A 24,151-nucleotide genomic window follows, 5' to 3' on the forward strand; every position below is an offset into this window, starting at 1 on the left:
CGTGATGGCCGGACAAATGGAATTCAGGGGAGAGATCGATACCGTGGTGAACCCGAGCGAAAAGGCGTTTTTCAGCGTCCGCGACATTCATGCCTGGTATGGCGAATCCTATATCGTCCAGGGCGTTTCCTTCGAGGTGAAGAAGGGGGAAGTTCTCTCCCTTCTCGGCCGTAACGGGGCCGGCAAGACATCGACGCTGCGCACATTGGCCCGTGCGTCGAACCCAGTCCTGAAGAGCGGCGAAATCTGGCTCGACGGCCAGCCCGTCCACAAGATGAAGGCGTTTCAGGCAGCACAAGCCGGCATCCAACTCGTGCCGGAAGACCGCCGCATCATCGGCGGCCTGACGGTCGAGGAGAACTTGGTTCTCGCCCAGGTCTCTGGCCAGAAGGGCTGGACGATCGAGAAGATCTACGACCACTTCCCGCGCCTCGCCGAACGCCGTAACCAGGAAGCAGTCACCATGTCCGGCGGCGAACAGCAGATGCTCGCCGTCGCTCGTGCACTGGCCCGCGACCTGAAGATCCTCTTCCTCGACGAACCCTATGAAGGCCTCGCCCCGGTCATCGTCCAGGAAATCGAAAAGATCGTCCACCAGATCCGCGACCTCGGCATCACCACGATCATTGTCGAGCAGAATGCCGTGGCCGCACTCCGCCTCTCCGACCGCGCGGTGATCATGGACACGGGCGAAGTCGTGTTCAGCGGTACGGCCAAGGAAGTGCTGGAGAACGAGCAGCTCAGGCACGATTATCTGGCGATTTGATAGGCTGAGAAGTGATGCGATCGCGTCAAGAGCGCTAGCGGGATCAAGGTTCGACCTGCCGGCTAGGCGTCATTAGCTTCATCGCCTGATCCGCAATCCCGTCTGCAAAGTCGCTGTCCAGCGGCAGATGGCCTATGAGCAGCCGATAGAAGATCGGCGCGTAGATCATGTCGAGGATCAGGTCGATTGTCTCCGGCGGCTCGATCTCCGCTCTATCCTGGGCGGACTGCAGAAGCGACCGCCCCACTTCCCGGCTTGACAGGAGAATCCGGTTTCGGAACGCCTTGGTCATTTCGCTTTCAGGATCTGCGGCGGCAAGCGCCATGGCAATCTGGCGGCCGCGCGTGGTAGCGAACGCCGTGACGAGTGCGCGCAGATGCGCCCGCAAGGCAGGGCCGAGGCGCGGGGCCGCAGCCGGCGCGTCGTCTTGCGTGTCCGCAAACAACGCCGCCATCGCCAATTCGCTTGCATTGGCCCAATTGCGGTAGATGGTCGGCTTGCCAACGCCGGAGCGCAGCGACACCGCCTCGATCGTCAGCCGGCCGAACCCCTCGCTCATCAGGATTTCATAGGCCGCGCGCAATGCCTTGCGCTTCGCCTCCTCGCTCGGCGGTCGTCCTCGCGCCTTCATCAGATTCCGCTCCTTGACAATTTACTTTACGTTTCGTAACGTAAATATAGAGTTCAGGCAAGAGGTCTGCCATGTCCGGGATCACATCAGCAACACCCTACATCATAGTCAAAGGCGCAGAGGCGGCGATCAAATTCTACCGCGAAGCCTTCGGCGCAAGCGAAGTCTTTCGCATGACTGACCCCGCGGATGGCCGGATCGGTCATGCCGAACTTCGCTTTGGATCGACGATTGTTATGCTCGCCGATGAATATCCGGATTTTGGTGCTGTAAGCCCGGATACGATTGGCGGGACACCGGTGACATTTCATCTTGCCACTGGAAGCGTCGATGCCGATCTCGAACGCGCAAGGCTTGCAGGGGCGACCGTGCTGCGCCATCCGGCAAACCAGAGTTTCGGAGAACGCAATGCGCTCGTGATTGATCCTTTCGGCCATCGCTGGATGCTTTCGCAGCCGATCGAGCAGGTCACGCCGGACGAAATGCAGAGGCGCTGGAACGAGGAGACAGGCGCATGACCGATGACGCGCAATTGCTCCGCGAAGCGGAAGAGGCGTTCAACGACGCCATGATCAGCAATGATGTCGCCAGAATCCGCGCCTGCATCACTGAGGACTGGATGCTGGTGACGCCGGAGCGCGGACCGATCAGCGCCGAAGCGGTGCTTGCCGCGATCTCCAGCGGCGTTCTTGGCCACTACACCATGGCCAAACAGGAGCGGCTGATCCGCGTCGGCAAAGACCTGGCCTATGTCACGGGACGCGGCCAGAATACCGGCTGGTTTCGCTCCGACCCGATAGAGGCGGATGAATGGATCACCGATATCTATCGGCGAATTGAGGGGGAATGGCGGTGCGAACTCACGCACCTCACCCCGGCCTATGCTCCAAGGCCCGCAGGCTGAATCTTGGACCTTATGCGCGAGCAGTCGCGCCGCCCGGATGGCGTTCCAGCCATTTCGAATAGGGTTGCATACCAAAGTTGTCGTCGGGTGCTTCGTCGAGAACACAGATAAACTCGATGGAATGCCCGTCAGGATCTGCAAAATACTGCGAGACGGCCGGCATCCATCCAATGACGACTGGTTCGCTGGAAGGGTTTCCGTAAAAATCCAGCGGCGTCACGCCTGCGGCAGATAAATGGGCAGCGGATGCCAAAACGCCGTCCAGGCTCATACGCAAGGCGATGTGAAGGCGTATCCGCAAAGGCCCGGAGCCCGCATACCAAAGACCCAGCATTCCGGTCTTCTTATCATCGATCCAGAAGAAGGCGATACCCCTTTCCGGGATCAATTTCGCAAATTCGAGACCGACGATGTCTCGATAAAACTCTATTGACCTTTCCAGATTTGCCACGGTCAGATGCGCCTCGTAGAGACCCAGAATGGCCGGCATCGTCGTCATGGAGAGGTTCCTTGAAGCTGTGTGTTTCTGGTTCTGCGGCAGCTTCAGCGGAAACTCCCGGTTGCGTCAAGTGCCGAACTTGCTCCGCTTCAGACCCTCACCGCCGTCTCCTCTTTCGCCGTCTTGATCACCATCATCGTGAAGAACCGCGCCACATTCGTCTGGTCGCGGAAAAGCCGGTCGCAGAGTTCGGCAAACTCCTCCATGTCCTTCAGGCGCAGCATCAGTACGACGTCGCTTTCACCGGTCACGGCATAGGCCTGGGACACGGCCTCTTCGGCGCTGGCGAGATCGAGGAAGCGACGCATGTGCGCCTCGCCATGCAGCTTCAACTCCACCGTCACGAACGCCTTGATCCCGCGTCCGGCCCTCGCCGGATTGAGGATCGCCACCACGCGCTCGATGATACCGGAGGCGCGCAGACGCTGGATGCGGCGCAGGCAGCTGGAAGGCGACAGGCCCACCTCGTCGGCCATGTCGACATTGGTCCGCGAGGCGTCGCGCTGCATGAGGTTCAAGAGTTTGCGGTCGATTTTGTCCATATGGAGACGATAGAGGGGCTGCATCAAATTGCAATAAAATTGCATATGGATGCAATCTTTGACCAAAAATGCGAAGCGCTTCCTGCTAGTAAGACCGCACCTAAAACGGAGCCCGGCAATGCAGGTCATGGATGTCATCACCCGGAAAATGAAGGAAACGCTGGCGATCTATTGGGTGCTCGTGAAGATCACGGTTCCCATTGCAATCGGCACGGAACTCCTTTCCCGCCTTGGTCTGATCAAGGCGATCGCCCCGGTCTTCGCGCCGGTGATGCACCTGGTCGGCCTGCCGCCGGAGCTGGGGCTTGCCTGGCTGACCGCCATGCTGGTCGGCATCTGGGGCGCGGTGCCCCTGATCTTCACGCTGGTTCCGGTCTCGTCGCTCAGCGTTGCCGATGTGACCATCTTCTCCGCCCTCATCCTTTTTGCCCATGGCTTGCCGATCGAACAGAAGATCATCGAAAAGGCGGGCCCCGGTATGCTGGTCACGACGCTGCTTCGCGTAGGCGGCGGGCTGCTCTATGCCTTCATCCTGCATCATATCCTGACCGTGACCGGCTGGATGTCTGCCCCCGTCAATCCTGCCTGGATCCCGATTGCAGCGACGCCCGATTGGGCGAGCTATCTCTGGGGCCTTGGCGAGACCATGCTATGGATGCTGGTCATCCTCTTCGCGCTGACCATCGGGCTCGATCTCCTGAAAGTGAGCGGCATTCTGGCCCTTATGATGAAACTGCTTTCGCCGCTGCTTCGACTTGCCGGCATCAGGGGCGAGGCTGGGCATCTGACGGCGGTTGGCCTCTTCCTCGGCATTTCCTATGGCGGCGGCCTGCTGATCCGCGAAGCACAGACGGGGCTGGTTTCGCCCCGCCAAGTCTTCCTGGCCTGTGTCTTCATGGGCTTCGCCCATAGCATCATCGAGGACACGCTGGTTGTCATGTCGGTCGGCGCGAATGCCTGGGGTGTGCTGGTCGGCCGTGTAGTTTTTGCCGTTGCTGCAACGGCGGTGATTGCGGCCATCCTGAGCCGCATGTCGGATGAACGGTTCCGTGCGCGCTTTTATCGGGCGCCGGTGGGCGGGTCCACCGAATAAAGGCGCGCGAGCGCCGCCGCTTTACCAGTGCAAAACCGAGCTTTAGCGGTTTCGCTTGCCCGCGTTCGGCGCAAGATTGCGAATCAGGCTGCTCTGGCAGTCCTGACATGCAGTGCCTTGGCTCGGGGGATCGGATGAAAGCGGTGATTTTGGCAGGCGGGCTCGGCTCGCGAATTGCCGAGGAGACCCATCTGAAGCCGAAGCCGATGATCGAGATCGGCGGCAAGCCGATCCTCTGGCACATCATGAAGATATATTACGCTCACGGCATCCGCGATTTCATCATCTGCTGCGGCTTCAAGGGCTATGTGATCAAGGAATATTTCGCCAATTACGGCCTGCACATGTCCGACATCACGTTTGACCTGTCGGAAAACCGCCTCTTCTTCCACCGCCAGAGTGCCGAGAACTGGCGCGTGACCCTGGTCGACACCGGAGAGAGCTCGATGACGGGCGGCCGCCTCAAGCGCGTTGCCTCCTATCTCGAGGGTGAGAAGGACTTCTGCTTCACCTATGGTGACGGTGTCGCCGATGTCGATGTCGCCGAAACGATCCGCTTTCACAAGTCCCACGGCCGCGATGCAACCGTGACCGCCGTGCGCCCGCCCGCCCGCTTCGGCGCGCTGAAGTTCGAAGGCGACGATGTGAAGGGCTTTGTAGAAAAGCCGGAGGGCGAGGGCGGCTATATCAATGGCGGCTTTTTCGTTCTTTCCACGAAGGTGCTGTCCCGCATTGCCGACGATCAGACGTCATGGGAGGGTGAGCCGCTGTCCGGTCTCGCGCAGGATGGTCAGCTCAAGGCCTTTTTCCACAGCGGTTTCTGGCAACCGATGGACACGTTGCGCGACAAGATCCAGCTCGAGGCCATGTGGGAAAGCGGCAACCCGCCCTGGAAGAAATGGTAGGCGCATGTCCTCTGTTTCGGGCAACCGTTTCCTCATTGAGCCGACCGCAATTGCAGGCGTCTATACCGTGACGCGGCGAAAGCTTGCCGATGAGCGGGGTTTCCTCTCGCGCCTCTTCGAGCCCGAAGAACTGGCGCTGGCAGGCTGGCGCGGCCCCATCGCCCAGATCAACGAGACGGGAACGGCGCGTGCCGGCACGGTGCGTGGCCTGCACTATCAGACACCGCCCCATGCGGAAATGAAGCTCGTTTCCTGCGTTGCGGGCAGCATCCATGACGTCGCCGTCGATTTACGTAAGTTATCGCCAACCTATTTGCGGTCCGCCGCCGTGGAACTTTCAGCCGAAAACGGTCGCGCGCTCCTGATTCCGGAAGGCTGCGCCCATGGTTTCCAGGCGCTGACGGATGATGTGCGGATGATCTATCTCCACACCGCACCTTATGCCGCCGCGTATGAGGGCGGGATTGATGCGCTCGATCCGGCGCTGAGGCTTCACTGGCCGCTGCCGGTGATCAACCGTTCGCCGCGCGACGAGGCGCTGCCCCGCATCGCCTCCGGTTTTGAAGGACTGACTCCATGAAATGCCGGCATTGCGGGGGATCGCATTTTGCCCCCTTCCTCGACCTCGGAACGGCCCCGCCGTCGAATTCCTATCTGGCTGAGGCCGAGCTGGCCAAGCCCGAACTCTGGTATCCGCTGGTCATCCGCGTCTGTCGCGAATGCCTTCTCGTGCAGACGGAAGACTTCGCCGGCCGCGAGACCTTCTTCTCCGAGAGCTATGCTTATTTTTCTTCCTTCTCGCAGAGCTGGCTCTCGCATGCGGAGCGTTACGTCGCCGACATGGTCACGCGCTTTGGCCTGGGGCCGCAGTCGCATGTGGTCGAGATCGCCGCCAATGACGGCTATCTCCTGCAATATGTCAAGGCGCGGGGCATCGCCTGCCTCGGCGTCGAGCCGACGAAGAGCACGGCAACGGCGGCGCGTGCCAAGGGCATCGAGATCGTCGAGGAGTTTTTCGGCATTTCGCTGGCCGAAAGACTGGTTGCTGCAGGCAGGCAGGCCGACCTGATCGCGGCCAACAATGTTCTCGCTCATGTGCCCGACGTCAACGACTTCGTCGGCGGCTTCACGCGCCTCCTGAAGCCTGACGGCGTGGCGACATTCGAATTCCCGCATATCCTCAACATGATCGCCGAGAACCAGTTCGATACCGCTTATCATGAGCATTTCTCCTATCTCTCGCTTCTGGCCGTGGCCCGCATCTTCGCGGCCAATGGTCTTCGCGTCTTCGATGTCGAAAAGACACCCTGGCATGGTGGTTCGCTGCGTGTCTTTGCCTGTCGCGCCGCAAGCGCCGCGCACGCTTTGAGCGCTAATGTAAAGACCGTGCTCGATGAGGAGCAGGCGGCGGGGCTCGACCGAGCCGAAACCTACGCCGCCATGCAGGGTGGCGCGCTTGAAGTCCGTGACGCCTTCCTCGCCTTCCTCATCGATGCGCGCCGCAAGGGGCTGCGCGTGGCGGCCTATGGCGCGGCGGCCAAGGGCAACACGCTGCTGAATTTCGCGGGCGTGAAACCGGACCTTGTCGCCGCCGTTGCCGACAAGAATCCGGCTAAGCAGGGGCATTTCATGCCCGGAAGCCGCATCCGCATCGTGGACGAACAGACGCTGATGGCGTTGCGTCCGGAAAGGGTTGTGATACTGCCATGGAATCTCAAGGACGAGATCATGCGTCAGCTTTCCTCTATCAGAGACTGGGGTGGGAAATTCGTGACGGCAATCCCCACACTGACGATCCACGATTGACGAAGGTCGCAGCGCCGGCAAAGCCCGTGACGGTGCGCGAGCGAAAGCGTCGCGACCAGCAGACCGAGATCGCGGTGGAGCTTCCGGCCTGACCAGCGCGCCCTTCCTCTCCATCTGCGTGCCCTCGCGCAACCGGCAGATCTATTTTCAGGAAACGATCCGCGCGCTGATCGCGTCCACGCGGTCCGATCTGGAATTTGTCTTCGCCGACAATTCCGACGATGCGACGATCATGCCGGCTTTCGTTTCCGGGCTTGCCGCGGATGCGCGCATCCGCTTCCTGGCCTCGCCGGAAAAACAGCTCTCCATGGTCGACAACTGGGAACGCACCATGGCAGCGGCAACAGGCCGCTGGGTCGCCTTCATCGGCGATGATGACTACATGGATCCCGATCTCGCTGATCTCATTGCGGCCATCGAGGCGCGCGTGCCCGATGTCGATGCCATCGCATGGAACAGGCTGACGTTTCACTGGCCCGGTGCGCGACCGCATGAGATGCAGACCTCAATTCCCACCGGCTGCAGGATCGTGGAAGTCGCGCGCGACGACCTGATGCGCAAGACCTTCGGCTGGGAGGGCGCCGGCCGCGTGCCGAACTTCATGTTTTCGGCCTACCACGCAACCGTTCGACGCGCCCTGGTCGAAGAAAACCGATCCCGTTTCGGCAATCGCTATTTCGAGCATCCTGTGGTCGATCAGGACAGCGCGTTCAAGATCATCTCGACGGCCCGGCGCTTCGTCTTTTCCGAGCGGCCCTTCTCGGTTCTGGGGGCCTGCCCGACCAGCAATTCGGCGGCGATGGGTAGGGTTGACGACAATGCCCGCCGCCACGCCGAGTTCATGGCCGATCTGGGGCGCAACATGGATCAGGACGCGGTTCTTGCGGACTTCCCCTTTCCCTCCGCCTATGGGGTAGCGGCCGCCATTGGCGCCAGTCAGCACTGGTTCAGAAAGACTTACGGATTGAAGCATGACGGCTGGGAAGAAAACTTTGCCCGGTCCTGCGCGATCGATTGCGAATCGGCAGCATCGCGCGCGGATTTCGAAATAAGCCGGGCGCGCTACGAGGCCGGCTTCCGGGTGTGGAAGGACGGTCGCTTTCTGTCCGCGTTCAGCCCGGTCTATACCGAACCCGGTGAGGCCGCTGGCGCTGTCTTCACGGGCATTACCCCGCTTCTCGTTCATCTGGGCGAGCGCTTCGCGGGGGCGGCGACACCGCGCGAGCTTTACGATGCCGCAGCCGGCATGATGACGCCAGCCAGGGAGATTCCAGTCCCTCTATGAAACGCGCTCGGTGGCTGCCAGTCTCGGGCAAGACAGGTCGGCTACGCATTTGAGCGCGATGGGCAAGCCGGCGAAACGCCTCGCGCGGCATGTTGCGGAAACGGAGCAGAATGGGCTGGAAGGGGCAGCGCCACAACGAGAGCAAGCCGTCACCGGCATCCTTCAATCCGGTCGGCAAATGCGCATGAGCAAGGTTTTCCTGACCGGTGCAAGCGGCTTTGTGGGGCGGCAGATCCTCAAGCATCTGCTCGCCGACGGGCACGAGGTGACGGTGGCCGTGCGTCCTGGCAGCATGCTCCGTGCGGGGCTGTCCACCAGCGACATCAACGTTGTCCTGACCCGCGACCTTTTCGCCGAGCGCGAAGACTGGTGGACACGGGCGCTGAGCGGGCATGACACACTGATCCACGCCGCCTGGTTTGCCGATTCGAAAACCTGCCAGCACTCCCGCTTCAATTTCATTTGCACGGTGGGCAGCATCGTGATGGCGCGCGCGGCAGCACGGGCCGGCGTCGGCCATGTCATCGGTCTTGGCACCTGCATGGAATATCGTCTGCCCTCGACACGCATCCAGCCGGATGCCCCGCTCGGGCCCACGACGATCCATTCCGCTGCCAAGCTGGCGGCCTATTTCGCGCTGAGACGGCATGCCGCTTTGGCCGATCAGCGGTTCACCTGGGCCCGCCTCTTCTATCTCCACGGAGAGTTCGAGCAGCCGGGCCGGCTTGCGCCCCGCATCCACGATTGCCTCTCCCGGGGCGAACATGTGAGGCTCGCCGGCGGAACGCAACTCCGCGATTTCCTCCACGTAGCCGACGCAGGCCGCATGATTGCCGGGATCGCGGCGACCGGGCAACAGGGTGTGGTCAACATCTGCTCCGGCCGCCCTACCACCGTTCGTCTCTTTGCCGAACGGATTGCAGACATGTACGGCCGTCGCGATCTCCTGATTTTCTCGAATGAACCTGTCCCGCCGGGTGATCCGGCGGCGGTCGTCGGCGTTTGCAACTGGCAGGCCCCGCAATGATGGGCACAATCAATGCCGTCCGCCTTGTCTTACGTCTCCGCATGCCGCGTGCCGTTCCGGGCAGTGGATTGCGAAGGGCAGGTCAATGATAAGGCGTTGAGGGTCTAAATCGCGGCGCCCGCGCCGCAGATGAGGCGAACAGGCGCGAGGAATGACCGCATGACGCGGTAGAAATCCTGCGCCGTGCGAGCTTTTCCGATGAAGCGATCGACCATCAGCATGTTGCCATGCAGGCCACGACGGATGTCGGGCACCTGCGGTCCGGCATAATAGGGCTGGAAGAGATGCGCGTGGCGTCCACCATCCCAGAGGCGGAAGGCGTGGTCATAGGCTTCGCATTTCGCTGCAAAGGCCTCTTCGTCGATTTCCAGCAGGCAATCGATCGTGGCGGCACGGACGAAGGCTTCTTCCGCGCCGGGCCCCCAGGGCGCCCCCATTTCCATGAAGACCGCATTCTGAACTTCGGCAATGCCTGCGGTCTCGCCGATGCCGGCGTGAAACGGAAAACCCGGTGTTGGAATACCGGCCGGATCGAAGGTGAAGCGTTCCTTGGCGATGACCGACATGGGCCGCTCGCAAAAGGCGATCTCATTCGCCATGAAGATGGTCCGCGCCGACCATTCGCTGGCGGGCAGCGGCGAGACACGGCCGGAAGCGGCGAGGCTTTCTACAATCGTAAGCGCCAGCTCACGCTTGAGCGCGCCGTGATAGAGGCCGAATGGCATGCGGGGAACATTCAGGCTGTTCTCCCACATGAAGAAAGCCTTCAGCATCACCGTCTTGTCGATATTGATGATGGCGTACTGGCTCGGCACGCCGACGGAAAAGCGCCGCTCCGGCGGGTCGCTGGCGTCGATTTGCAATGAATGCCACGACAGCGCATCGGCTGCGGGGTTCGCCTCTGCGAGAAAGCCGACCATTATGGCAAGCTCGGGTTCGAGCATGTCGTCAGGCTTGACCAGCGTGACCCAGTCGCCGCGCGAGGCTGAGACGAGGGCCGACCAGATCGCCTGTTGCGGCGTGCCGGGTGTTATGGCCGGCAGGATAGTCAATCGCGCATCGCCGGTTGCGGGCAGGTGCGCCTGCTCCGTCGTAATGATTTCAAGGTCGAGCGAGGGGTCGGCCAGAAGGCTGCCGACAAGCGTTCCAAGACCGCTTTCGGAGGCTTGTGCAGGCGCAATGAGGACCGACAGACGGGGCATGGGCATCTCCGCGCCGGGCGTCGAAAAAGGGAAGTGGCCCGGAACCGTTCGAACCGTTCGAACCGTTCAGGCGCGCAGCCAGGATGGCGGGGAGGGTGCGGTCCTGTCCCGTGCTCCGGCGCGCGCCTGAACATCCCCTGTCTATGGCTGCTAGCTTGAGCGAAACTAACGACGGGCTTACTTGGCGAGTTGATAAAGCATCGTGGCCCGGTTGCCCGAAGCGCAGTAGCCAAGGATCTTGCCTTCCTCCTCTCGGAGGATCTCCTTCAGGCGTGACGCATGCTGCATCGGCATGGAGCCCGGCGAGACCGGCAGGTAGTAGGCCTTAAGCCCCGCGGCCTTTGCCGCAGCCTCGATTTCCGCAAATGCCGGCTGGCCGAAACCTTCTCCATCAGGGCGAAGGCAGCAGATGGCCGAGAAACCTGCGGCCTTCAGCTCAGCCACCTGCTCCGCTGAAATCTGTCCGGCGACGAAGTAATTGCTATCGATCTGGCGCATGGATGCCTTCGAACCTTTCTGAAAAAGAACGGAAAGAAGCCGGCGGAGAATGCCGGCTTGCAATGGGGAATTGGCGGATGTCATCACGTAGGAACTTTCGAAGCGGGGCATTTAGTACATAGGTAAATATATATAATAATAAATATGTTTCAAGTATGACAGCTTGAGAGGACGATCTGGTTTCAGGGGCGAGCCGTTCCTATGGCGCGGAACCAAAATTGCAGTTGCGCCGGGCATTTCAAAAGCTATCGTGCCTCGCAGTCGAATCGAACGCGGAGATATCTATGGCGGTTCTGGTCACGGGCGGCGCCGGCTATATCGGTAGCCACATGGTCTGGGCGCTGATCGATGCTAATGAAGATGTCGTCGTCATCGACCGTCTTTCGACCGGTCACCGCTGGGCCATTGCGCCCGAAGCGAAATTCTACGAGGGCGACATTGCCGACACCGCCGTTCTAGACCGCATCGCGGCTGAGAACAGGATCGACGCGATCATTCATTTCGCCGGCTCCATCGTTGTTCCTGAATCGGTTTCCGACCCGCTTGGCTATTATGAAAACAACACCGTCAAGTCGCGCGCGCTGATCGCCTGGGCCGTGAAGACGGGGGTGAAGCATTTCGTCTTCTCGTCCACGGCTGCCGTCTATGGCACGCCGGATGGCTCCGACCCCGTCTCTGAAACCGCGCGGCTCTCGCCGGAATCGCCTTACGGCAGTTCCAAGCTGATGACGGAGATCATGCTGCGCGACACCGCCGCTGCCCATGATTTCACCTATACGGCGCTGCGCTATTTCAACGTTGCCGGCGCCGATCCGAAGGGCCGCACGGGCCAATCAACGCCCGGTGCCACGCACCTCATCAAGGTCGCAAGCCAGGTCGTCACAGGGCTGCGCGAGAAGATCGACGTCTTCGGCACCGACTATCCGACACCCGATGGCACCTGTGTTCGCGACTATATCCATGTCACCGATCTGGCGAATGCGCATCTGAAAGCGCTGCAGCGCATGCGCGAGGGAGGTGGCTCGCTCGTCGCCAACTGTGGCTACGGCCGGGGCTTCTCGGTTCTGGAGGTTCTGGAGACGATGAAGAGGGTTGTCGGCCGCGACTTCAACATAGGCTTCGGTCCCCGCCGCGCCGGTGACGCGGTGCTGATTGTCGCCAATCCCGCTGTGGCCAAGCGCGAGCTCGGCTGGCAGCCTGTGCATGACAATCTGGGAGAGATTATTTCCTCGGCGCTTGCCTGGGAAGAGCATCTGCGGCGGAAGAATTCCTATTGATCGGAGGCTTCACGCCTCCGGCCAATCCAGCCAGTCCCGCATCAGTCGATGTGCAATCGCGCCCTTCGGTGGTGCGGAGCCAGGTTCCCCAAGGGTCCGCTTCAGCATCGCCTCGGTCTCTTCGCGCGTGAACCAGCGGCAATCCGCCAGCTCTTTCTCGTCAAATGTGATGTCGCGGCTTTCCGCCCGGCCGAAACAGCCGATCATCAGTGAATGCGGCACCGGCCAAGGCTGGGATGCATAGATGCGGATCTGCCCGACCGTGATGCCGGCTTCCTCGAACGTCTCGCGGCGCACGGCATTCTCGATCGTTTCGCCCGGTTCGACAAAACCGGCGAGACAGGAATACATGCCGTCGGGGAACTGCACATTGCGGCCGAGCAGGCAGCGGTCGTTCTCCTCATCGATCACCAGCATGATGACGACGGGATCGGTGCGCGGGAACAGCATGTTGCCGCAGGCCTCGCAGACCCGCTTGTAGCCGCCCGCCTTGGCAAGTGTCGCGTTACCGCACTTGCCGCAGAAGCGATGCGTCATGTTCCAGTGGACGAGCGAAAAGGCCTGCGCCGCTTCGCCCAGCATCGCGCCTTCCAGAATGTTCTCGCGATAGATGCCGCGCGCGCTCGCCGCCTTGTAAAGCTCCGGCAGGTTTTCCGGATCGATCTTCACCGGCATGGCGATGCGCGGCTCGCCGGTCTCGCGATGGCCCAGCAGCACGGCATTGTCCGGATCGGGATCGAGGGCGGCCAGTTCATAAGGCGCAAACAGAGGATCGAGCACCTGCCGGTCGTGCTTCAGGATCATCCGGCCGTCAGCGATTGCGTAGCAATGGACGCCCTCGGTCGCGAAGGCCCTTTCCAGACAGTCGTCGTCGCGATTTTCCGTATCGCGGATGAGCGCGTTTTCGGAGAAGGCCGTGAGGCTCGATGGCTCCGCATGCGGAGCGGCAATATCGAAAATCGGGCTTTTCATGCGTGCAGCGCTTTCATCAAGGTCTCAACGAGGCGCTTACGGGCCTCCTCGGTATAGGGATGGGCGTCGCCATGGCCCCAGATCGGGTTAGGCCAGTTGGCATCGCCCTCGTTGCGCGCCACGACATGCACATGCAGCTGCCGCACAATATTGCCGATGGCAGCGACATTGATCTTGGTGCAGCGTGTCACGCCTTTCAAGGCGCTGGCCACCAGATTGGTCTCGAACGTCAACATCGTCTGGTCAAGCGGCGTGAGTTCGAAAACTTCAGAAATATCAGGCCTTTGCGGCACCAGTGTCAGCCAGGCCCAGCGGCTGTCGTCAACGAGCCGCAATTGGCAAAGGCCCAGATTGGCAATGAGATGCGCATTGCGGGTGAGCCGCATATCCGGTTCGAATTTCTCCAAGCCTGCTCTCCCATCTGATTTTCTTTTAAGCGACTGTATGCGGGAATTGCCGCCCGCTTCAAGCAGAGTACACGGTGAATTTTCGTCATTCTGCTTGCATTTCGCATGAAGATTGCCGATATGGAGGTCGGGAGGCTGGTGGTGGACGGACCACTCGCCAACCGGGTCAGGTCCGGAAGGAAGCAGCCCTAACGAGTTCAGGCACGGGTCATCGTGCTGGCCTCCCACCTCTCACGTTCTATGAAAGCCCGGTTGCCGGGCGAAATTCAAAGGCAACGGGCCATGAGCGGCAGCGAAAAGGACATTGCGGAGCAGACTGGCTACCGGGTCCTCGCGCGCAAATATCGTCCCAAGGATTTCAATGATCTGATGGTCGGCCAGGAGCCGATGGTCAAGACGCTGACGAATGCGTTCGAGAGCGGGCGCATTGCGCAGGCCTATATGCTGACGGGCGTTCGCGGTGTCGGCAAGACGACCACCGCCCGCATTCTCGCCCGCGCGCTCAACTACAAGACCGACACGATCGACAAGCCGACGATCGAGCTGAAGGAGCTTGGCATCCATTGCCAGGCGATCATGGAAGGCCGCCATCTCGACGTCGTTGAAATGGACGCCGCCTCGCATACCGGCATCGACGATATCCGCGAGATCATTGAGCAGGTGCGCTACCGCCCGGTTTCCGCACGCTACAAGGTCTATATCATCGACGAAGTGCACATGCTCTCCACGCAGGCCTTCAACGGTTTGTTGAAGACGCTCGAAGAGCCGCCCGAACATGTGAAATTCATCTTCGCGACGACCGAAATCCGTAAGGTTCCGATTACCGTCCTGTCGCGCTGCCAGCGCTTCGATCTCCGCCGCATCTCTGCGGCCGATCTCGTGCATCTTTTCTCGACGATTGCGGGCAAGGAAGGCATCGAAGCCGAGCCGGAAGCGCTGGCGATGATCGCGCGCGCGGCCGAAGGCTCGGCGCGCGACGGTCTTTCGTTGATGGATCAGGCGATTGCCCATGGCGGCGGCGCCGTCATTGCCGAACAGGTCCGCACCATGCTGGGTCTCGCCGACCGCGCCCGTGTGGTCGACCTCTTCGAGACACTGGCGCGCGGTGACGCAGCCGCAGCGCTTACGGAATTTGCCGGCCAGTATGAGGCGGGCGCCAACCCGGTTGCCGTGCTGAACGATCTCGCCGATTTCACCCATCTGGTCACGCGCTTCAAGTTTGCGCCTGCCTCTGCCGAAGACCCGTCGCTGAGCGAAGCCGAGCGGACGCGCGGCGCGGAGTTCTCCAAGACGCTTGCCGTCTCGACCCTCTCGCGCATATGGCAGATGTTGCTCAAGGGCATCCCGGAAACCGAAAGCGCCGCCCGCCAGCAGGCCGCTGCCGAAATGGTGCTGATCCGTATCGCGCATGCCGCCAACCTTCCCTCGCCGGAGGAGGCCGCAAGACGTCTGGCCGACTACGCCAATGGCAGCGCCGTCGATGCGCCTTCTGCGCCTCGCCCGAATGGCGGCGGCGGAGCCTCCATGCAAGGAGGCGGCAATGTGAATGCGGTCGGCCAGTCTACAAGCCCGCGCGGCTCTAACGGTGGCGCAACTGCTATGCTGCGCGCCGTACCGAAAGCCGACCCGGTCTCCACGCCGCAATCGGTTACCGAGCCGCAACCCGCTGAAGCGCCGCGCGCCGAAGAACGCGCCGCGCCAGAAATGCTGGTCAATGTCGGCTCGCTGAAGGACATCGTCGAGCTCTGCTCGAAGAACCGCGAGCCCGTCTTGCGGACGCTGCTCCGCCAGCACGTTCATATGGTGCGCCTCGAGCCCGGCAAGCTGGAAATCCGGCTGGGGTCGGATGCTCCGCGCTCGCTGGTCAACGATCTGCAGACCCGTCTTGAGAAATGGACCGGCATCCGCTGGCTGGTCATCCTGTCGCGTGACGAGGGCGAGCCGACGCTGGTCCAGCAGGAGGCGATGGAGAAGGAAACCAATCTTCTCGACGCCCGCTCCGATCCGGATATCGTTGCGATTCTTGAGCGTTTTCCCGGCGCAAAGATCATGGACGTTCGTGTCCGCAAGGATGAAACGGAAGACGAGGAAAACCAGCCTGCGCCGGCCGCAGCCGTCACTGAAGAGGGTGATGTGCTCCCCGGCGACGACGTGGAATTCTAATCTCATTCAATAACATAAGGAGCTGGCTATGCGCGACATCATGGGCATGATGGGCAAGGTCAAGGAAATGCAGTCCAAGATGGAAAAGGTCCAGGCCGAAATTGCCGCCATGGACATCGAAGGTCAGGCCGGCGGCGGCATGGTCACGGTCCATCTCGACGGCAAGGGCGTGATGACCTCGATCAAGATAGACCCATCCATGTTCAAGGAAGACGACGTCGAAATCCTTGAAGACCTCATCGTCGCCGCGCACAAGGCTGCGAAAGACAAGGGCGAGGCTCAGGCTCAGGCCAAGCTCGCCGAAATCACCGCCGGCATGCCGCTTCCTCCGGGGATGAAGTTCCCGTTCTGAGGCAGGTACTGTGCGGTTCATGCTCGACCTCGACCCTGCGCAGATTGAAGCGCTGGACCGCCTTGCGGAGACGGAAAATGTCTCTCGCGAGGCGCTGGTGCTTGAGGCAATTGAGACCTTGTTGAAGGCAAGAACGAAAGAACGCTTCGCCAAATGCTTCAATGTGTGGGGTCCTGACAGCCCGGATGGGCTTGAGTTTCAAGAGCAGATTCGACGGGAGTGGCATTAGCCAATCTGGAACTTCCCAGCTGTCCGTGTGCCATATAAGCTCTCCTGAAAGTAAGCGGAGGGCAACATGAATCCGACAAATCCCAAGGTCGATGCCTATCTGCAGCGCATTGATCGCTGGCGGGCGGAATGGGCGGCGCTGCGGGCAATTCTTCTCGAATGTCCGCTCACCGAAGACCTGAAATGGGGCGTGCCCTGCTACACGCTCGACGGCAAGAATGTTGTGCTCATCCATGGTTTCAAGGACTATTGCGCGCTACTCTTTCACAAGGGCGCGCTGATGCAGGACCCGGAAGGCATCCTTATCCAGCAGACGGATAACGTGCAGTCCGCCCGACAGATTCGTTTCACCAGTCTCGACGAAATTCAACGCATGCAGAACCTGCTCAAGACCTATATCCACGATGCGATCGAGGTGGAAAGGGCAGGGCTGAATGTGGTTCGCAAGACCGTGGCCGAATTTGCGATGCCGGAGGAATTCGTCGCCGCCCTTGATGGCGATCCGGGCTTGAAGTCCGCCTTTGAGGCGCTGACGCCCGGCCGCCAGCGGGCCTATCTCTTGCATTTTTCGTCGGCTAAGCAATCTGCAACACGCCAGAGTCGCATTGAAAAATGCCGGCCGAAGATCATGGCCGGCAAAGGGCTGGATGACTGATATTCACGCCCGCTTCGGGCTGAGCTTCAACCGAAGCTTTGCAGGCAGAGCGATGCGGCTTCGCGCGTCGAGTCGTCCTTCACGATATCGATGCGTGTGATCGTGCCATTGCTGGCGCTTACTTCGATGGTGCAGCTCTTGCGCTCCGTTCTGGCCTCGACCTTTGTCTTCAGCGGATCGCCGATCGCAACACCGCTGACGCCGATGCCGAATGAGCGTTCATGCGCCGGCGTGACGTCGTTTCGCATTACACTCCAGACCAATTTGCCCGAGGCGCTACCGGATGCTGGCTTGCCGAACCGCTTCTCGAATTCCGCGACCGGCTTTCCCTCCCAGCGCTGGCTGAGATGCCCTTCTGCCTTCGGGCTCTGGGCCGTCTGGCAGGCGGCCAGCAGCACGCCGCAGGCAATAACAGTGGAGGCTCTGAGCAAATGTGTCGGCATGTCCGGTTCCAATCCTGCTTGAAAATCGGGAAGGGAAGCGTTCGTTTCCAATCCTCTTAAACAGTAAACCAGATTCGCACGCGATTTGATCCATCGCCCCGACAAATCCTCATCGAAATTCGCCTCGGTCAATCAGCCCTTACGTTTGGACTCCACATGCCACTTGAAATTGTCGAGGATCGCCTGCCATCCGGCGCGCTGCATGTCTTCCGGAAACTGGCCATCCGAATCGAAGGCGACGGTGACCGTCACCCCGTCGGCGTCCTCGACAAAATCGACGCGAGCCTTGCGTTCGCCGAACGCATATTCGATCACCGCGTAAGGCACGATGCGCGTATAGGTGCCGGCAAAATCGAAGCCCTGTGAGCCGTCCTTCGCCTCCATGCGCGAGGAGAACAGGCCGCCCTCATGCAGCTCGACGGTCGCTCTGGTCGTGTGCCAGTCGTCGGAGGCCGCATTCCAGGCAACGATGTCCTCAGGCGTCGTGTAGGCGTGCCACACCGTTGCAATGTCAGCGGCAACTTTCGTTTCGACGGTGATGGTCATCGGCTCTCTCCTCGTCTTGTTGATATCAACCTAGAGGAGCTAGGCCTTGTCGGCAACGCCCTTCAGGAAATTCGCGACATTCAGCCCGATCTCCGGCACGCCATAGCCGCCTTCCATGAGCGTCAGCACGGGCACGCCATTGTCGGCAATCATTGCACCCATCTTGATGAAATCCGGGCTTGTCAGCTTGAAGAAGCTGATCGGGTCCTTCTCGAACGTATCGACGCCAAGCGAGACGATGATCGCCTCCGCCCCATAGGCCTTGATGCGGGAAAGCGCATAGGAAAGCGCCTGCGACCAGATGCTCCACGGCGTGCCCGGCGGCATGGGATAATTCGCATTGAAGCCTTCGCCTGGGCCTTCGCCGGTCTCGTCCGCATAGCCGAGAAAGTAGGGGAACGCATCCACCGGATCGCCATGCAGCGAGGCGAAGAAGATGTCGTCGCGGCGATAGGTGATGTCCTGCGTGCCGTTGCCGTGGTGGAAGTCGACATCGAGGATCGCGACGCGTTTGGCGCCATGGTCGAGCAGGCGCTGCGCGGCAACGGCCGCATTGTTGATGAAGCAATAGCCGCCATAGGTGTCGATGCCGGCATGGTGGCCCGGCGGCCGGCAAAGCGCAAAGGCATTCCTGTTGCCCTTGTTCAGCCAGTCCGCCCCCTCGAGCGCGCAGGATTGCGACGCAAGCGCTGCCTCATAGGAGCCCTTGCTGATCGAGGTTTCGACCGAGTTGGCATAGTAGCCGAGCGCCCCGTCGATATTGCGCGGCACGCGCGCCATCTGTGTGCGCCGCACGGGCAAGGTTACGGGAATGGCTTCGCCGGCAAACCCTTCCGCCGCCCAGCGATCCCAGGCGGTCGACAAAAACTCGAGATAGCCGCGATCATGCACCTTCATCGCCACGTCGAGATCGTGATCCGCCGGCGCAGAAACATCCTTGAATCCAGCCGCCTGAACCGCTTCCAGAATCCACTCCGCCCGAAACGGCCCCTCGAATGGCTTCACGAGCTCGCCGCCATGCAGTTCAGTCTTGGCGTCGCGCAGCTTGTGCTTTTCTGAATAGATGATTTTCATGGCGGCTCCGATTTATCTCTGAATATCGACCGGTCGAATTAAAAAGGGCGGCCGAAGCCGCCCCAATCAACCACGACAGTCATGCGCGGATCAAGCCCGCAGCGTCCCGCCCGTCGTCTTCTCGACATTCGCGATGATGCGCTTGGTCAGCCCGTCGAAATCCTCGTCCGTCAGCGTCCGTTCGGCCGGCTGGATCGTCACTTCGATGGCGACGGACTTCTTGTCCGCACCCAGCGATGCGCCTTCGAAAATGTCGAAGACATTGACCGCGCCGATCAGCTTGCGGTCGGCAGAGGCTGCCGCGCGGATGATCGCGCCGGCTTCCACCGACTTGTCGACCACGAAGGCGAAGTCGCGGCGCACAGCCTGGAAGGGCGAGAGCTCCAGAACCGGCTTGGTCTTGGTGGCCTTCTTCTTAGGCTCGGGGATCGCGTCGATATAGACCTCGAAGCCGCAGAGCGCGCCGCCAACGTCCAGCGCGTCCAGCGCCTTCGGATGGAACTCGCCGAACGTACCGAGGATCACTTTCGGACCCATCTTGATCGTGCCGGAGCGGCCGGGGTGATACCAGTCAGGCCCACCCTTTTCGATCTGCACATTGCCCATCGGCATGCCGCAGGCTTCGAGTACCGCCAGCGCATCGGCCTTTGCATCGAACACGTCGGCCGGCTTGCCACCGCCGGATTTGCCGTTCGACCACATGCGGCCCGAACCGGCGAGCGTCGCAGTCCCGCGGCGCACGCCGCCCGCCACGCGACGCTGGCCTTCCGGCCGGTCGCTTTCATAGGTGCCTGAGACTTCGAACAGCGCGACATCGCCATAGCCGCGCGCGGCATTGCGCTGGGCGGCAGACAGCAGGCCGGGCAGCAGCGAGGGGCGCATGTCCGACATGTCGGCGGCAATCGGGTTCGAGAGCTTCAGCGCCGCACTGCCGCCGCCGAAGAGGGCGGCATGTTCGCTCGGAATGAACGACCAGGTGACGGCCTCGCCCATGCCGCGCGAGGCAAGCGCCCGCTTGGCCGCACGGGTGCGGATCTGCAGCGTGGTGAGGATCTTGCCGTTGACCGCACCATGGCTGTCCAGCGGCTGCGCCTTGACCTGATCGACGCCATGGATGCGCAGCACCTCTTCAACGAGATCGGCCTTGCCATCCACATCCGGACGCCAGGACGGAACCGAGACCTGGAGCACATCGCCCGAGCCTTCAACCCCGAAGCCGAGCTTGACGAGGATCTCACGCGATTCCGAGGCCGGAACGTCGATGCCCGTCAGGCGCTTGACCTCGGAGACCGGGAAATCAACGACCTTCGCCCTGTAGCCGGCATAGCCGACGACATTGGCTTCGGCTGCGACGCCGCCGCAAAGCTCCAGCACCAGTTCGGTCGCGCGCTCAAGACCGGCCACCATATAATCCGGATCGACGCCACGCTCGAAGCGATAGCGTGCATCGGTGATGATGCCATGTTCGCGACCGGACTTGGCGATGTTCAACGGGTCCCACAGAGCGGATTCGATGAGAACATCGACCGTATTTTCGTCGCAGCCCGAATGCTCGCCGCCCATGATGCCGGCGATGGATTCGACGCCCTTGTCGTCGGCGATGACAACGTTGTTTTGGGTTAGTGGATACTCGCGACCATCGAGAGCTAAGATTACCTCTTCTTCCCAACGGCCGATCTCTGCATCCGCAATCTTAATGTTTAAGGCTGGATCAATGCGCCATTCGCTAGTCAACCTGAAAGGCGGCCCGCCCGCTGCTGTGAATTCAGCGTATTGGTCATCCGAAATAGGTCCAGTGTCCCATTCAAGCTTAGGCTTCGCGCGGCGAACGACGAGATTGCCCGCCACCTTGGCAGCATCGAAGACATGCAGCGGGCGAGCCTGATCGAAGGTCATGTAATTGGTGATATCGACCAGCGCATTGATCGGGCGCAGCCCGATCGCCTTCAGTCGCTTCTGCATCCAGGCGGGCGAGGGGCCGTTCTTGACGCCGCGCACGAGGCGAAGCGCAAAGCCGGGGCAGAGATGCGTGTCGTCAGCCGCAAAGTCGAGCTTGACCTCGACCGGCGTCTTGCCCTCGACCTTGAAGGCGGGCGCCTTGGCGGCCTTGAGCGTGCCGAGACCGGCGGCCGCCAGATCGCGCGCGATGCCGTAAACGCCGGTGCAATCCGGCCGGTTCGGCGTCAGGTTGATCTCGATGACCGGATCGTCAAGACCCGCATAGGCGGCGTAGGACGTGCCGAGCGGCGCATCCGCCGGCAGGTCGATAATGCCGTTGTGGTCTTCCGAGACCATCAGTTCCTTCTCGGAGCACATCATGCCGTGGCTCTCGACACCCCGGATCTTGCCGACGCCGAGCGTGACATCGATGCCCGGAACGTAAGTGCCGGGTTCCGCAAGCGCGCCGATCAGGCCCGTCCGCGCATTGGGCGCGCCGCAGACGATCTGGATCAGCTTGCCATCGCCCTTGTCGACGGAAAGCACCTTCAGCCGGTCGGCCTCCGGATGCTTTTCCGCCGTCACGATCTTGGCAATGGTGAACGGCTTGAACACCGCGCGATCGTCGACATCCTCGACCTCAAGGCCGATGGCCGTCAGCTTCTCGCAGATCTGTTCCAGCGTCGCGTCGGTTTCAAGGTGATCCTTGAGCCAGGAGAGTGTGAATTTCATGACTATGTTCTTTCAATTCAATGTCTGTTTTGTCGCGCCGCCGCAGGCTTCAGGCCACGGCACGCGGGGCAACTGCATCGGGGTATTTCCATCCCTTCAGCATCCCGCGGATGGAAAGATCTTCGTCCAAGTCCGGCCAATGAACGCCGTCCAGCATTAATTCCACATTGTTGCGTTCGGAAGCCGATGCCTTGAACAGGCGAGGATACCACCAGAGCGGTGTTACCACTTCACGCCCGTCCGCCAGTTTGACATGCAGGCTGACCGGATCGCACCACGCTTCCACGGGGCGCTCGTTTTCAGGATACGGATTTGAAGAATTCATTCCACGCCTCCAGAAAAAGGTCCCGGTTTTCGCTCGTCACGTCAAGAATACGCTTCAGATCGTTTGTTTTGAAGCCTTGCTGTTCGGCCACGTCAGTTGGGTTCAGCCAGATCTTCGCTTTGCCGCCATTTCCGGTCACATGAATATGGGCCGGTTCGTGCATGTCCGAACCGTAGAAATGGAAACGAAACCCATATTTCCTCAGAACCGTCGGCATCGCCTTTACGCGCTCAAGCCCCCGAACAGCGTCGGCATATCCAGCGGTCTAAACCCGTAGTGGTTGATCCAGCGGATATCGGCGTTGAAGAAGTCGCGCAGGTCCGGCATGCCGTATTTCAGCATGGCGATGCGGTCGAGGCCCATGCCCCAGGCGAAGCCCTGGTACTCGTCCGGATCGATGCCGCCGAAGCGGAGCACGTTGGGATGCACCATGCCGCAGCCGAGGATCTCCATCCAGTCCTTGCCTTCGCCGAATTTCACGACGGGACCCGAACGGTCGCACTGGATATCCACCTCGAAGGACGGCTCCGTGAAGGGGAAGAAGGACGGGCGGAAACGCATCGTCACGCTGTCGACTTCGAAGAAGCTCTTGCAGAACTCTTCCAGCACCCAGCGGAGATTGGCGACATTAGCCTTCTTGTCGATGACAAGGCCTTCGACCTGATGGAACATCGGCGAATGCGTCGCGTCTGAATCCTGGCGATAGGTCTTGCCGGGAATGATGATGCGGATTGGCGGCTTCTGCGCTTCCATCGTGCGGATCTGCACGGGCGATGTATGCGTGCGCAGCACCTTGCGCTCGCCATTCTCATCCGGCGGGAAGAAGAATGTGTCGTGCATTTCGCGCGCCGGATGGCCGACGGGGAAATTCAGTGCGGTGAAATTATAATAGTCCGTCTCGACATCCGGACCTTCGGCAATCGAGAAGCCCATGTCGCCGAAGATGGCGCTGATCTCGTCGACGATCTGCGTGATCGGATGGATGCGGCCAAGCTCTGCGGGAGATGTGCGTACCGGCAGCGACACGTCGACGCTTTCGGCGGCAAGGCGCGCGGCAATCGCGGCGTCCTTGAGAGCCGATTTCCGCTCGGCGATCCGCTCGGTGACCTCGTTCTTGAGCAGGTTGATGGCAGCGCCGCGCGTCTGGCGCTCTTCCGGGCTCATCGCGCCTAGCGTCTTCAGAAGCTCGGAGACCGAGCCCTTCTTGCCCAGCGCATTGACGCGGACGGCTTCGATTGCCGCTTCGTCGGACGCCGCTTCGATTTCGCCAAGCAGCGTGGATTTCAGACTTTCAAGATCGGACATGCATCTCACCGTCTTTGATATTTGCATCAATTCATTGTGTCGGGGGATATCCCGGCTTCATGACGCCTGAAACAAGAAAAACCCGCGCTAGCCCTGCCAGCGCGGGTTTCCCAATATTTGTCTCAAATAAGCTTGGGAAGCGCTGGAACTTAACGTACCGCGCCTTCAAACTCACCGGTCGTGCCGGCAGTCTTGAGATATTCGAGGGCCTTCTTCGAGGCGGCAACGAGAGCGGCAAAAGCTTCCGGCTCATGGATTGCCATGTCGGACAGAACCTTGCGGTCAACTTCAATGCCAGCCTTGTGCAGGCCGTCCATGAAGCGGCCATAGGTCAGACCCTGTTCGCGGACAGCGGCGTTGATACGCTGAATCCACAGAGCGCGGAAATTGCGCTTGTTGATCTTGCGGTCCTTGTAGGCCCACTGCTTGGAACGATCGACGGCAGCCTTTGCGGTGCGGATCGTATTCTTGCGGCGGCCGTAGAAGCCCTTGGCCTGCTTGAGTACTTTTTTGTGCTTGGCGTGCGAGGTGACGCCTCTCTTTACACGTGCCATGTCATGATCTCCTTAAAGCTTT

General features: G+C 60.9%; 29 protein-coding genes and 1 other RNA gene. 15 read left to right on the forward strand and 15 right to left on the reverse strand.

Annotation, left to right across the window (positions count from 1 at the left end; genetic code table 11):
* The first annotated feature begins 4 nt into the window (after positions 1 to 4).
* Positions 5 to 766 carry an ABC transporter ATP-binding protein gene (locus ABID16_RS10410; protein ID WP_354556519.1) on the forward strand — a complete coding sequence of 254 codons (762 nt, stop codon included), beginning with the start codon at positions 5 to 7 and terminating at the stop codon, positions 764 to 766.
* 43 nt (positions 767 to 809) lie between these two features.
* On the opposite strand, the gene ABID16_RS10415 is transcribed toward ABID16_RS10410, so the two are convergent.
* The gene (locus tag ABID16_RS10415) at positions 810 to 1,397 is read right to left on the reverse strand and encodes a TetR-like C-terminal domain-containing protein (protein WP_354556267.1); all 588 of its coding nucleotides are present in this window, start codon (positions 1,395 to 1,397) and stop codon (positions 810 to 812) included.
* 71 nt (positions 1,398 to 1,468) lie between these two features.
* Here ABID16_RS10415 and ABID16_RS10420 point away from each other — a divergent pair, with 71 nt between their 5' ends.
* Positions 1,469 to 1,915, forward strand: a complete 447-nt coding sequence (locus tag ABID16_RS10420) for a VOC family protein (protein ID WP_354556268.1) — start codon at positions 1,469 to 1,471, stop codon at positions 1,913 to 1,915.
* Complete coding sequence (locus ABID16_RS10425; RefSeq protein WP_354556269.1) at positions 1,912 to 2,301, forward strand: nuclear transport factor 2 family protein; 390 nt, start codon at positions 1,912 to 1,914, stop codon at positions 2,299 to 2,301. Before ABID16_RS10420 ends, ABID16_RS10425 begins: the two co-directional genes overlap by 4 nt.
* A 10-nt stretch (positions 2,302 to 2,311) precedes the next feature.
* Here ABID16_RS10425 and ABID16_RS10430 read toward each other — a convergent pair whose 3' ends face one another.
* Positions 2,312 to 2,800 (reverse strand): VOC family protein, encoded by a 489-nt coding sequence (locus tag ABID16_RS10430; protein ID WP_354556270.1) that lies wholly within the window; start codon positions 2,798 to 2,800, stop codon positions 2,312 to 2,314.
* A gap of 89 nt (positions 2,801 to 2,889) precedes the next feature.
* Positions 2,890 to 3,342 carry an Lrp/AsnC family transcriptional regulator gene (locus tag ABID16_RS10435; protein ID WP_354556520.1) on the reverse strand — a complete coding sequence of 151 codons (453 nt, stop codon included), beginning with the start codon at positions 3,340 to 3,342 and terminating at the stop codon, positions 2,890 to 2,892.
* Positions 3,343 to 3,460: 118 nt separating this feature from the next.
* Here ABID16_RS10435 and ABID16_RS10440 point away from each other — a divergent pair, with 118 nt between their 5' ends.
* From ABID16_RS10440 to ABID16_RS10465, 6 genes are all read left to right on the forward strand, one after another.
* Positions 3,461 to 4,435: a nucleoside recognition domain-containing protein gene (locus tag ABID16_RS10440; RefSeq protein WP_354556271.1), complete on the forward strand. Its 975-nt coding sequence runs from the start codon at positions 3,461 to 3,463 to the stop codon at positions 4,433 to 4,435.
* A 134-nt stretch (positions 4,436 to 4,569) separates the two neighbouring features.
* On the forward strand, positions 4,570 to 5,340 hold the full coding sequence (rfbF, locus tag ABID16_RS10445; RefSeq protein ID WP_354556272.1) for a glucose-1-phosphate cytidylyltransferase: 771 nt from the start codon (positions 4,570 to 4,572) through the stop codon (positions 5,338 to 5,340).
* Positions 5,341 to 5,344: 4 nt separating this feature from the next.
* A complete protein-coding gene (locus ABID16_RS10450) occupies positions 5,345 to 5,920 on the forward strand; it encodes a dTDP-4-dehydrorhamnose 3,5-epimerase family protein (protein ID WP_354556273.1) in 576 nt (191 codons plus the stop codon).
* Positions 5,917 to 7,146: a methyltransferase domain-containing protein gene (locus tag ABID16_RS10455; RefSeq protein ID WP_354556274.1), complete on the forward strand. Its 1,230-nt coding sequence runs from the start codon at positions 5,917 to 5,919 to the stop codon at positions 7,144 to 7,146. The genes ABID16_RS10450 and ABID16_RS10455 overlap by 4 nt, the downstream gene beginning before the upstream one ends.
* A gap of 118 nt (positions 7,147 to 7,264) precedes the next feature.
* The gene (locus tag ABID16_RS10460; protein WP_354556275.1) at positions 7,265 to 8,431 is read left to right on the forward strand and encodes a glycosyltransferase family A protein; all 1,167 of its coding nucleotides are present in this window, start codon (positions 7,265 to 7,267) and stop codon (positions 8,429 to 8,431) included.
* Positions 8,432 to 8,615: 184 nt separating this feature from the next.
* Positions 8,616 to 9,458, forward strand: coding sequence for an NAD-dependent epimerase/dehydratase family protein (locus ABID16_RS10465; protein ID WP_354556276.1), 843 nt, complete (start codon positions 8,616 to 8,618; stop codon positions 9,456 to 9,458).
* A 104-nt stretch (positions 9,459 to 9,562) separates the two neighbouring features.
* Here ABID16_RS10465 and ABID16_RS10470 read toward each other — a convergent pair whose 3' ends face one another.
* Entirely contained in the window at positions 9,563 to 10,660 is a 1,098-nt protein-coding gene (locus ABID16_RS10470) for a hypothetical protein (protein WP_354556277.1), read from the reverse strand.
* Positions 10,661 to 10,837: 177 nt separating this feature from the next.
* Positions 10,838 to 11,158, reverse strand: a complete 321-nt coding sequence (locus tag ABID16_RS10475) for a protein tyrosine phosphatase family protein (protein ID WP_354556278.1) — start codon at positions 11,156 to 11,158, stop codon at positions 10,838 to 10,840.
* Between the two features lie 284 nt (positions 11,159 to 11,442).
* Between ABID16_RS10475 and galE the strand changes: the two genes are divergently transcribed.
* A complete protein-coding gene (gene galE / locus ABID16_RS10480) occupies positions 11,443 to 12,435 on the forward strand; it encodes a UDP-glucose 4-epimerase GalE (RefSeq protein WP_354556279.1) in 993 nt (330 codons plus the stop codon).
* A 9-nt stretch (positions 12,436 to 12,444) separates the two neighbouring features.
* Here the strand turns inward: galE and nudC are convergent, their stop codons facing one another.
* Both nudC and ABID16_RS10490 read right to left on the reverse strand, forming a co-directional pair.
* Complete coding sequence (gene nudC / locus ABID16_RS10485; RefSeq protein WP_354556280.1) at positions 12,445 to 13,407, reverse strand: NAD(+) diphosphatase; 963 nt, start codon at positions 13,405 to 13,407, stop codon at positions 12,445 to 12,447.
* On the reverse strand, positions 13,404 to 13,814 hold the full coding sequence (locus tag ABID16_RS10490; protein WP_435532398.1) for an HIT family protein: 411 nt from the start codon (positions 13,812 to 13,814) through the stop codon (positions 13,404 to 13,406). Before ABID16_RS10490 ends, nudC begins: the two co-directional genes overlap by 4 nt.
* Positions 13,815 to 13,944: 130 nt before the next feature.
* On the opposite strand from ABID16_RS10490, the gene ffs reads away from it, so the two are divergent.
* The 5 genes from ffs (at position 13,945) to ABID16_RS10515 (ending at position 17,212) form a co-directional block, all read left to right on the forward strand.
* An RNA gene (ffs, locus tag ABID16_RS10495) (signal recognition particle sRNA small type) lies at positions 13,945 to 14,042 on the forward strand.
* Between the two features lie 54 nt (positions 14,043 to 14,096).
* Complete coding sequence (locus ABID16_RS10500; protein WP_435532399.1) at positions 14,097 to 15,977, forward strand: DNA polymerase III subunit gamma/tau; 1,881 nt, start codon at positions 14,097 to 14,099, stop codon at positions 15,975 to 15,977.
* A 28-nt stretch (positions 15,978 to 16,005) separates the two neighbouring features.
* Positions 16,006 to 16,329 (forward strand): YbaB/EbfC family nucleoid-associated protein, encoded by a 324-nt coding sequence (locus ABID16_RS10505; RefSeq protein WP_354556282.1) that lies wholly within the window; start codon positions 16,006 to 16,008, stop codon positions 16,327 to 16,329.
* 19 nt (positions 16,330 to 16,348) lie between these two features.
* Positions 16,349 to 16,558, forward strand: coding sequence for a ribbon-helix-helix domain-containing protein (locus ABID16_RS10510; RefSeq protein ID WP_354556283.1), 210 nt, complete (start codon positions 16,349 to 16,351; stop codon positions 16,556 to 16,558).
* 66 nt (positions 16,559 to 16,624) lie between these two features.
* Positions 16,625 to 17,212 (forward strand): YdeI/OmpD-associated family protein, encoded by a 588-nt coding sequence (locus ABID16_RS10515; protein WP_354556284.1) that lies wholly within the window; start codon positions 16,625 to 16,627, stop codon positions 17,210 to 17,212.
* A gap of 26 nt (positions 17,213 to 17,238) precedes the next feature.
* Here ABID16_RS10515 and ABID16_RS10520 read toward each other — a convergent pair whose 3' ends face one another.
* From ABID16_RS10520 to rplT, 8 genes are all read right to left on the reverse strand, one after another.
* Positions 17,239 to 17,655, reverse strand: coding sequence for a hypothetical protein (locus ABID16_RS10520; RefSeq protein ID WP_354556285.1), 417 nt, complete (start codon positions 17,653 to 17,655; stop codon positions 17,239 to 17,241).
* A 132-nt stretch (positions 17,656 to 17,787) separates the two neighbouring features.
* Positions 17,788 to 18,201, reverse strand: coding sequence for an SRPBCC domain-containing protein (locus tag ABID16_RS10525; RefSeq protein WP_354556286.1), 414 nt, complete (start codon positions 18,199 to 18,201; stop codon positions 17,788 to 17,790).
* Between the two features lie 39 nt (positions 18,202 to 18,240).
* Positions 18,241 to 19,275 carry a histone deacetylase family protein gene (locus tag ABID16_RS10530; protein WP_354556287.1) on the reverse strand — a complete coding sequence of 345 codons (1,035 nt, stop codon included), beginning with the start codon at positions 19,273 to 19,275 and terminating at the stop codon, positions 18,241 to 18,243.
* 90 nt (positions 19,276 to 19,365) lie between these two features.
* Positions 19,366 to 21,945: a YtpR family tRNA-binding protein gene (gene ytpR, locus ABID16_RS10535; protein WP_354556288.1), complete on the reverse strand. Its 2,580-nt coding sequence runs from the start codon at positions 21,943 to 21,945 to the stop codon at positions 19,366 to 19,368.
* 49 nt (positions 21,946 to 21,994) lie between these two features.
* Positions 21,995 to 22,270 (reverse strand): DUF2442 domain-containing protein, encoded by a 276-nt coding sequence (locus ABID16_RS10540; protein ID WP_354556289.1) that lies wholly within the window; start codon positions 22,268 to 22,270, stop codon positions 21,995 to 21,997.
* Positions 22,245 to 22,487, reverse strand: a complete 243-nt coding sequence (locus ABID16_RS10545; RefSeq protein ID WP_354556290.1) for a DUF4160 domain-containing protein — start codon at positions 22,485 to 22,487, stop codon at positions 22,245 to 22,247. Before ABID16_RS10545 ends, ABID16_RS10540 begins: the two co-directional genes overlap by 26 nt.
* 5 nt (positions 22,488 to 22,492) lie before the next feature.
* Positions 22,493 to 23,575, reverse strand: coding sequence for a phenylalanine--tRNA ligase subunit alpha (gene pheS / locus ABID16_RS10550; protein WP_354556291.1), 1,083 nt, complete (start codon positions 23,573 to 23,575; stop codon positions 22,493 to 22,495).
* A gap of 149 nt (positions 23,576 to 23,724) precedes the next feature.
* Positions 23,725 to 24,129 carry a 50S ribosomal protein L20 gene (gene rplT, locus ABID16_RS10555; RefSeq protein ID WP_230827870.1) on the reverse strand — a complete coding sequence of 135 codons (405 nt, stop codon included), beginning with the start codon at positions 24,127 to 24,129 and terminating at the stop codon, positions 23,725 to 23,727.
* Positions 24,130 to 24,151 lie beyond the last annotated feature (22 nt).

Source organism: Limnomicrobium aquaticum, assembly GCF_040545545.1.
GTDB lineage: Bacteria > Pseudomonadota > Alphaproteobacteria > Rhizobiales > Rhizobiaceae > Ensifer_A > Ensifer_A aquaticum.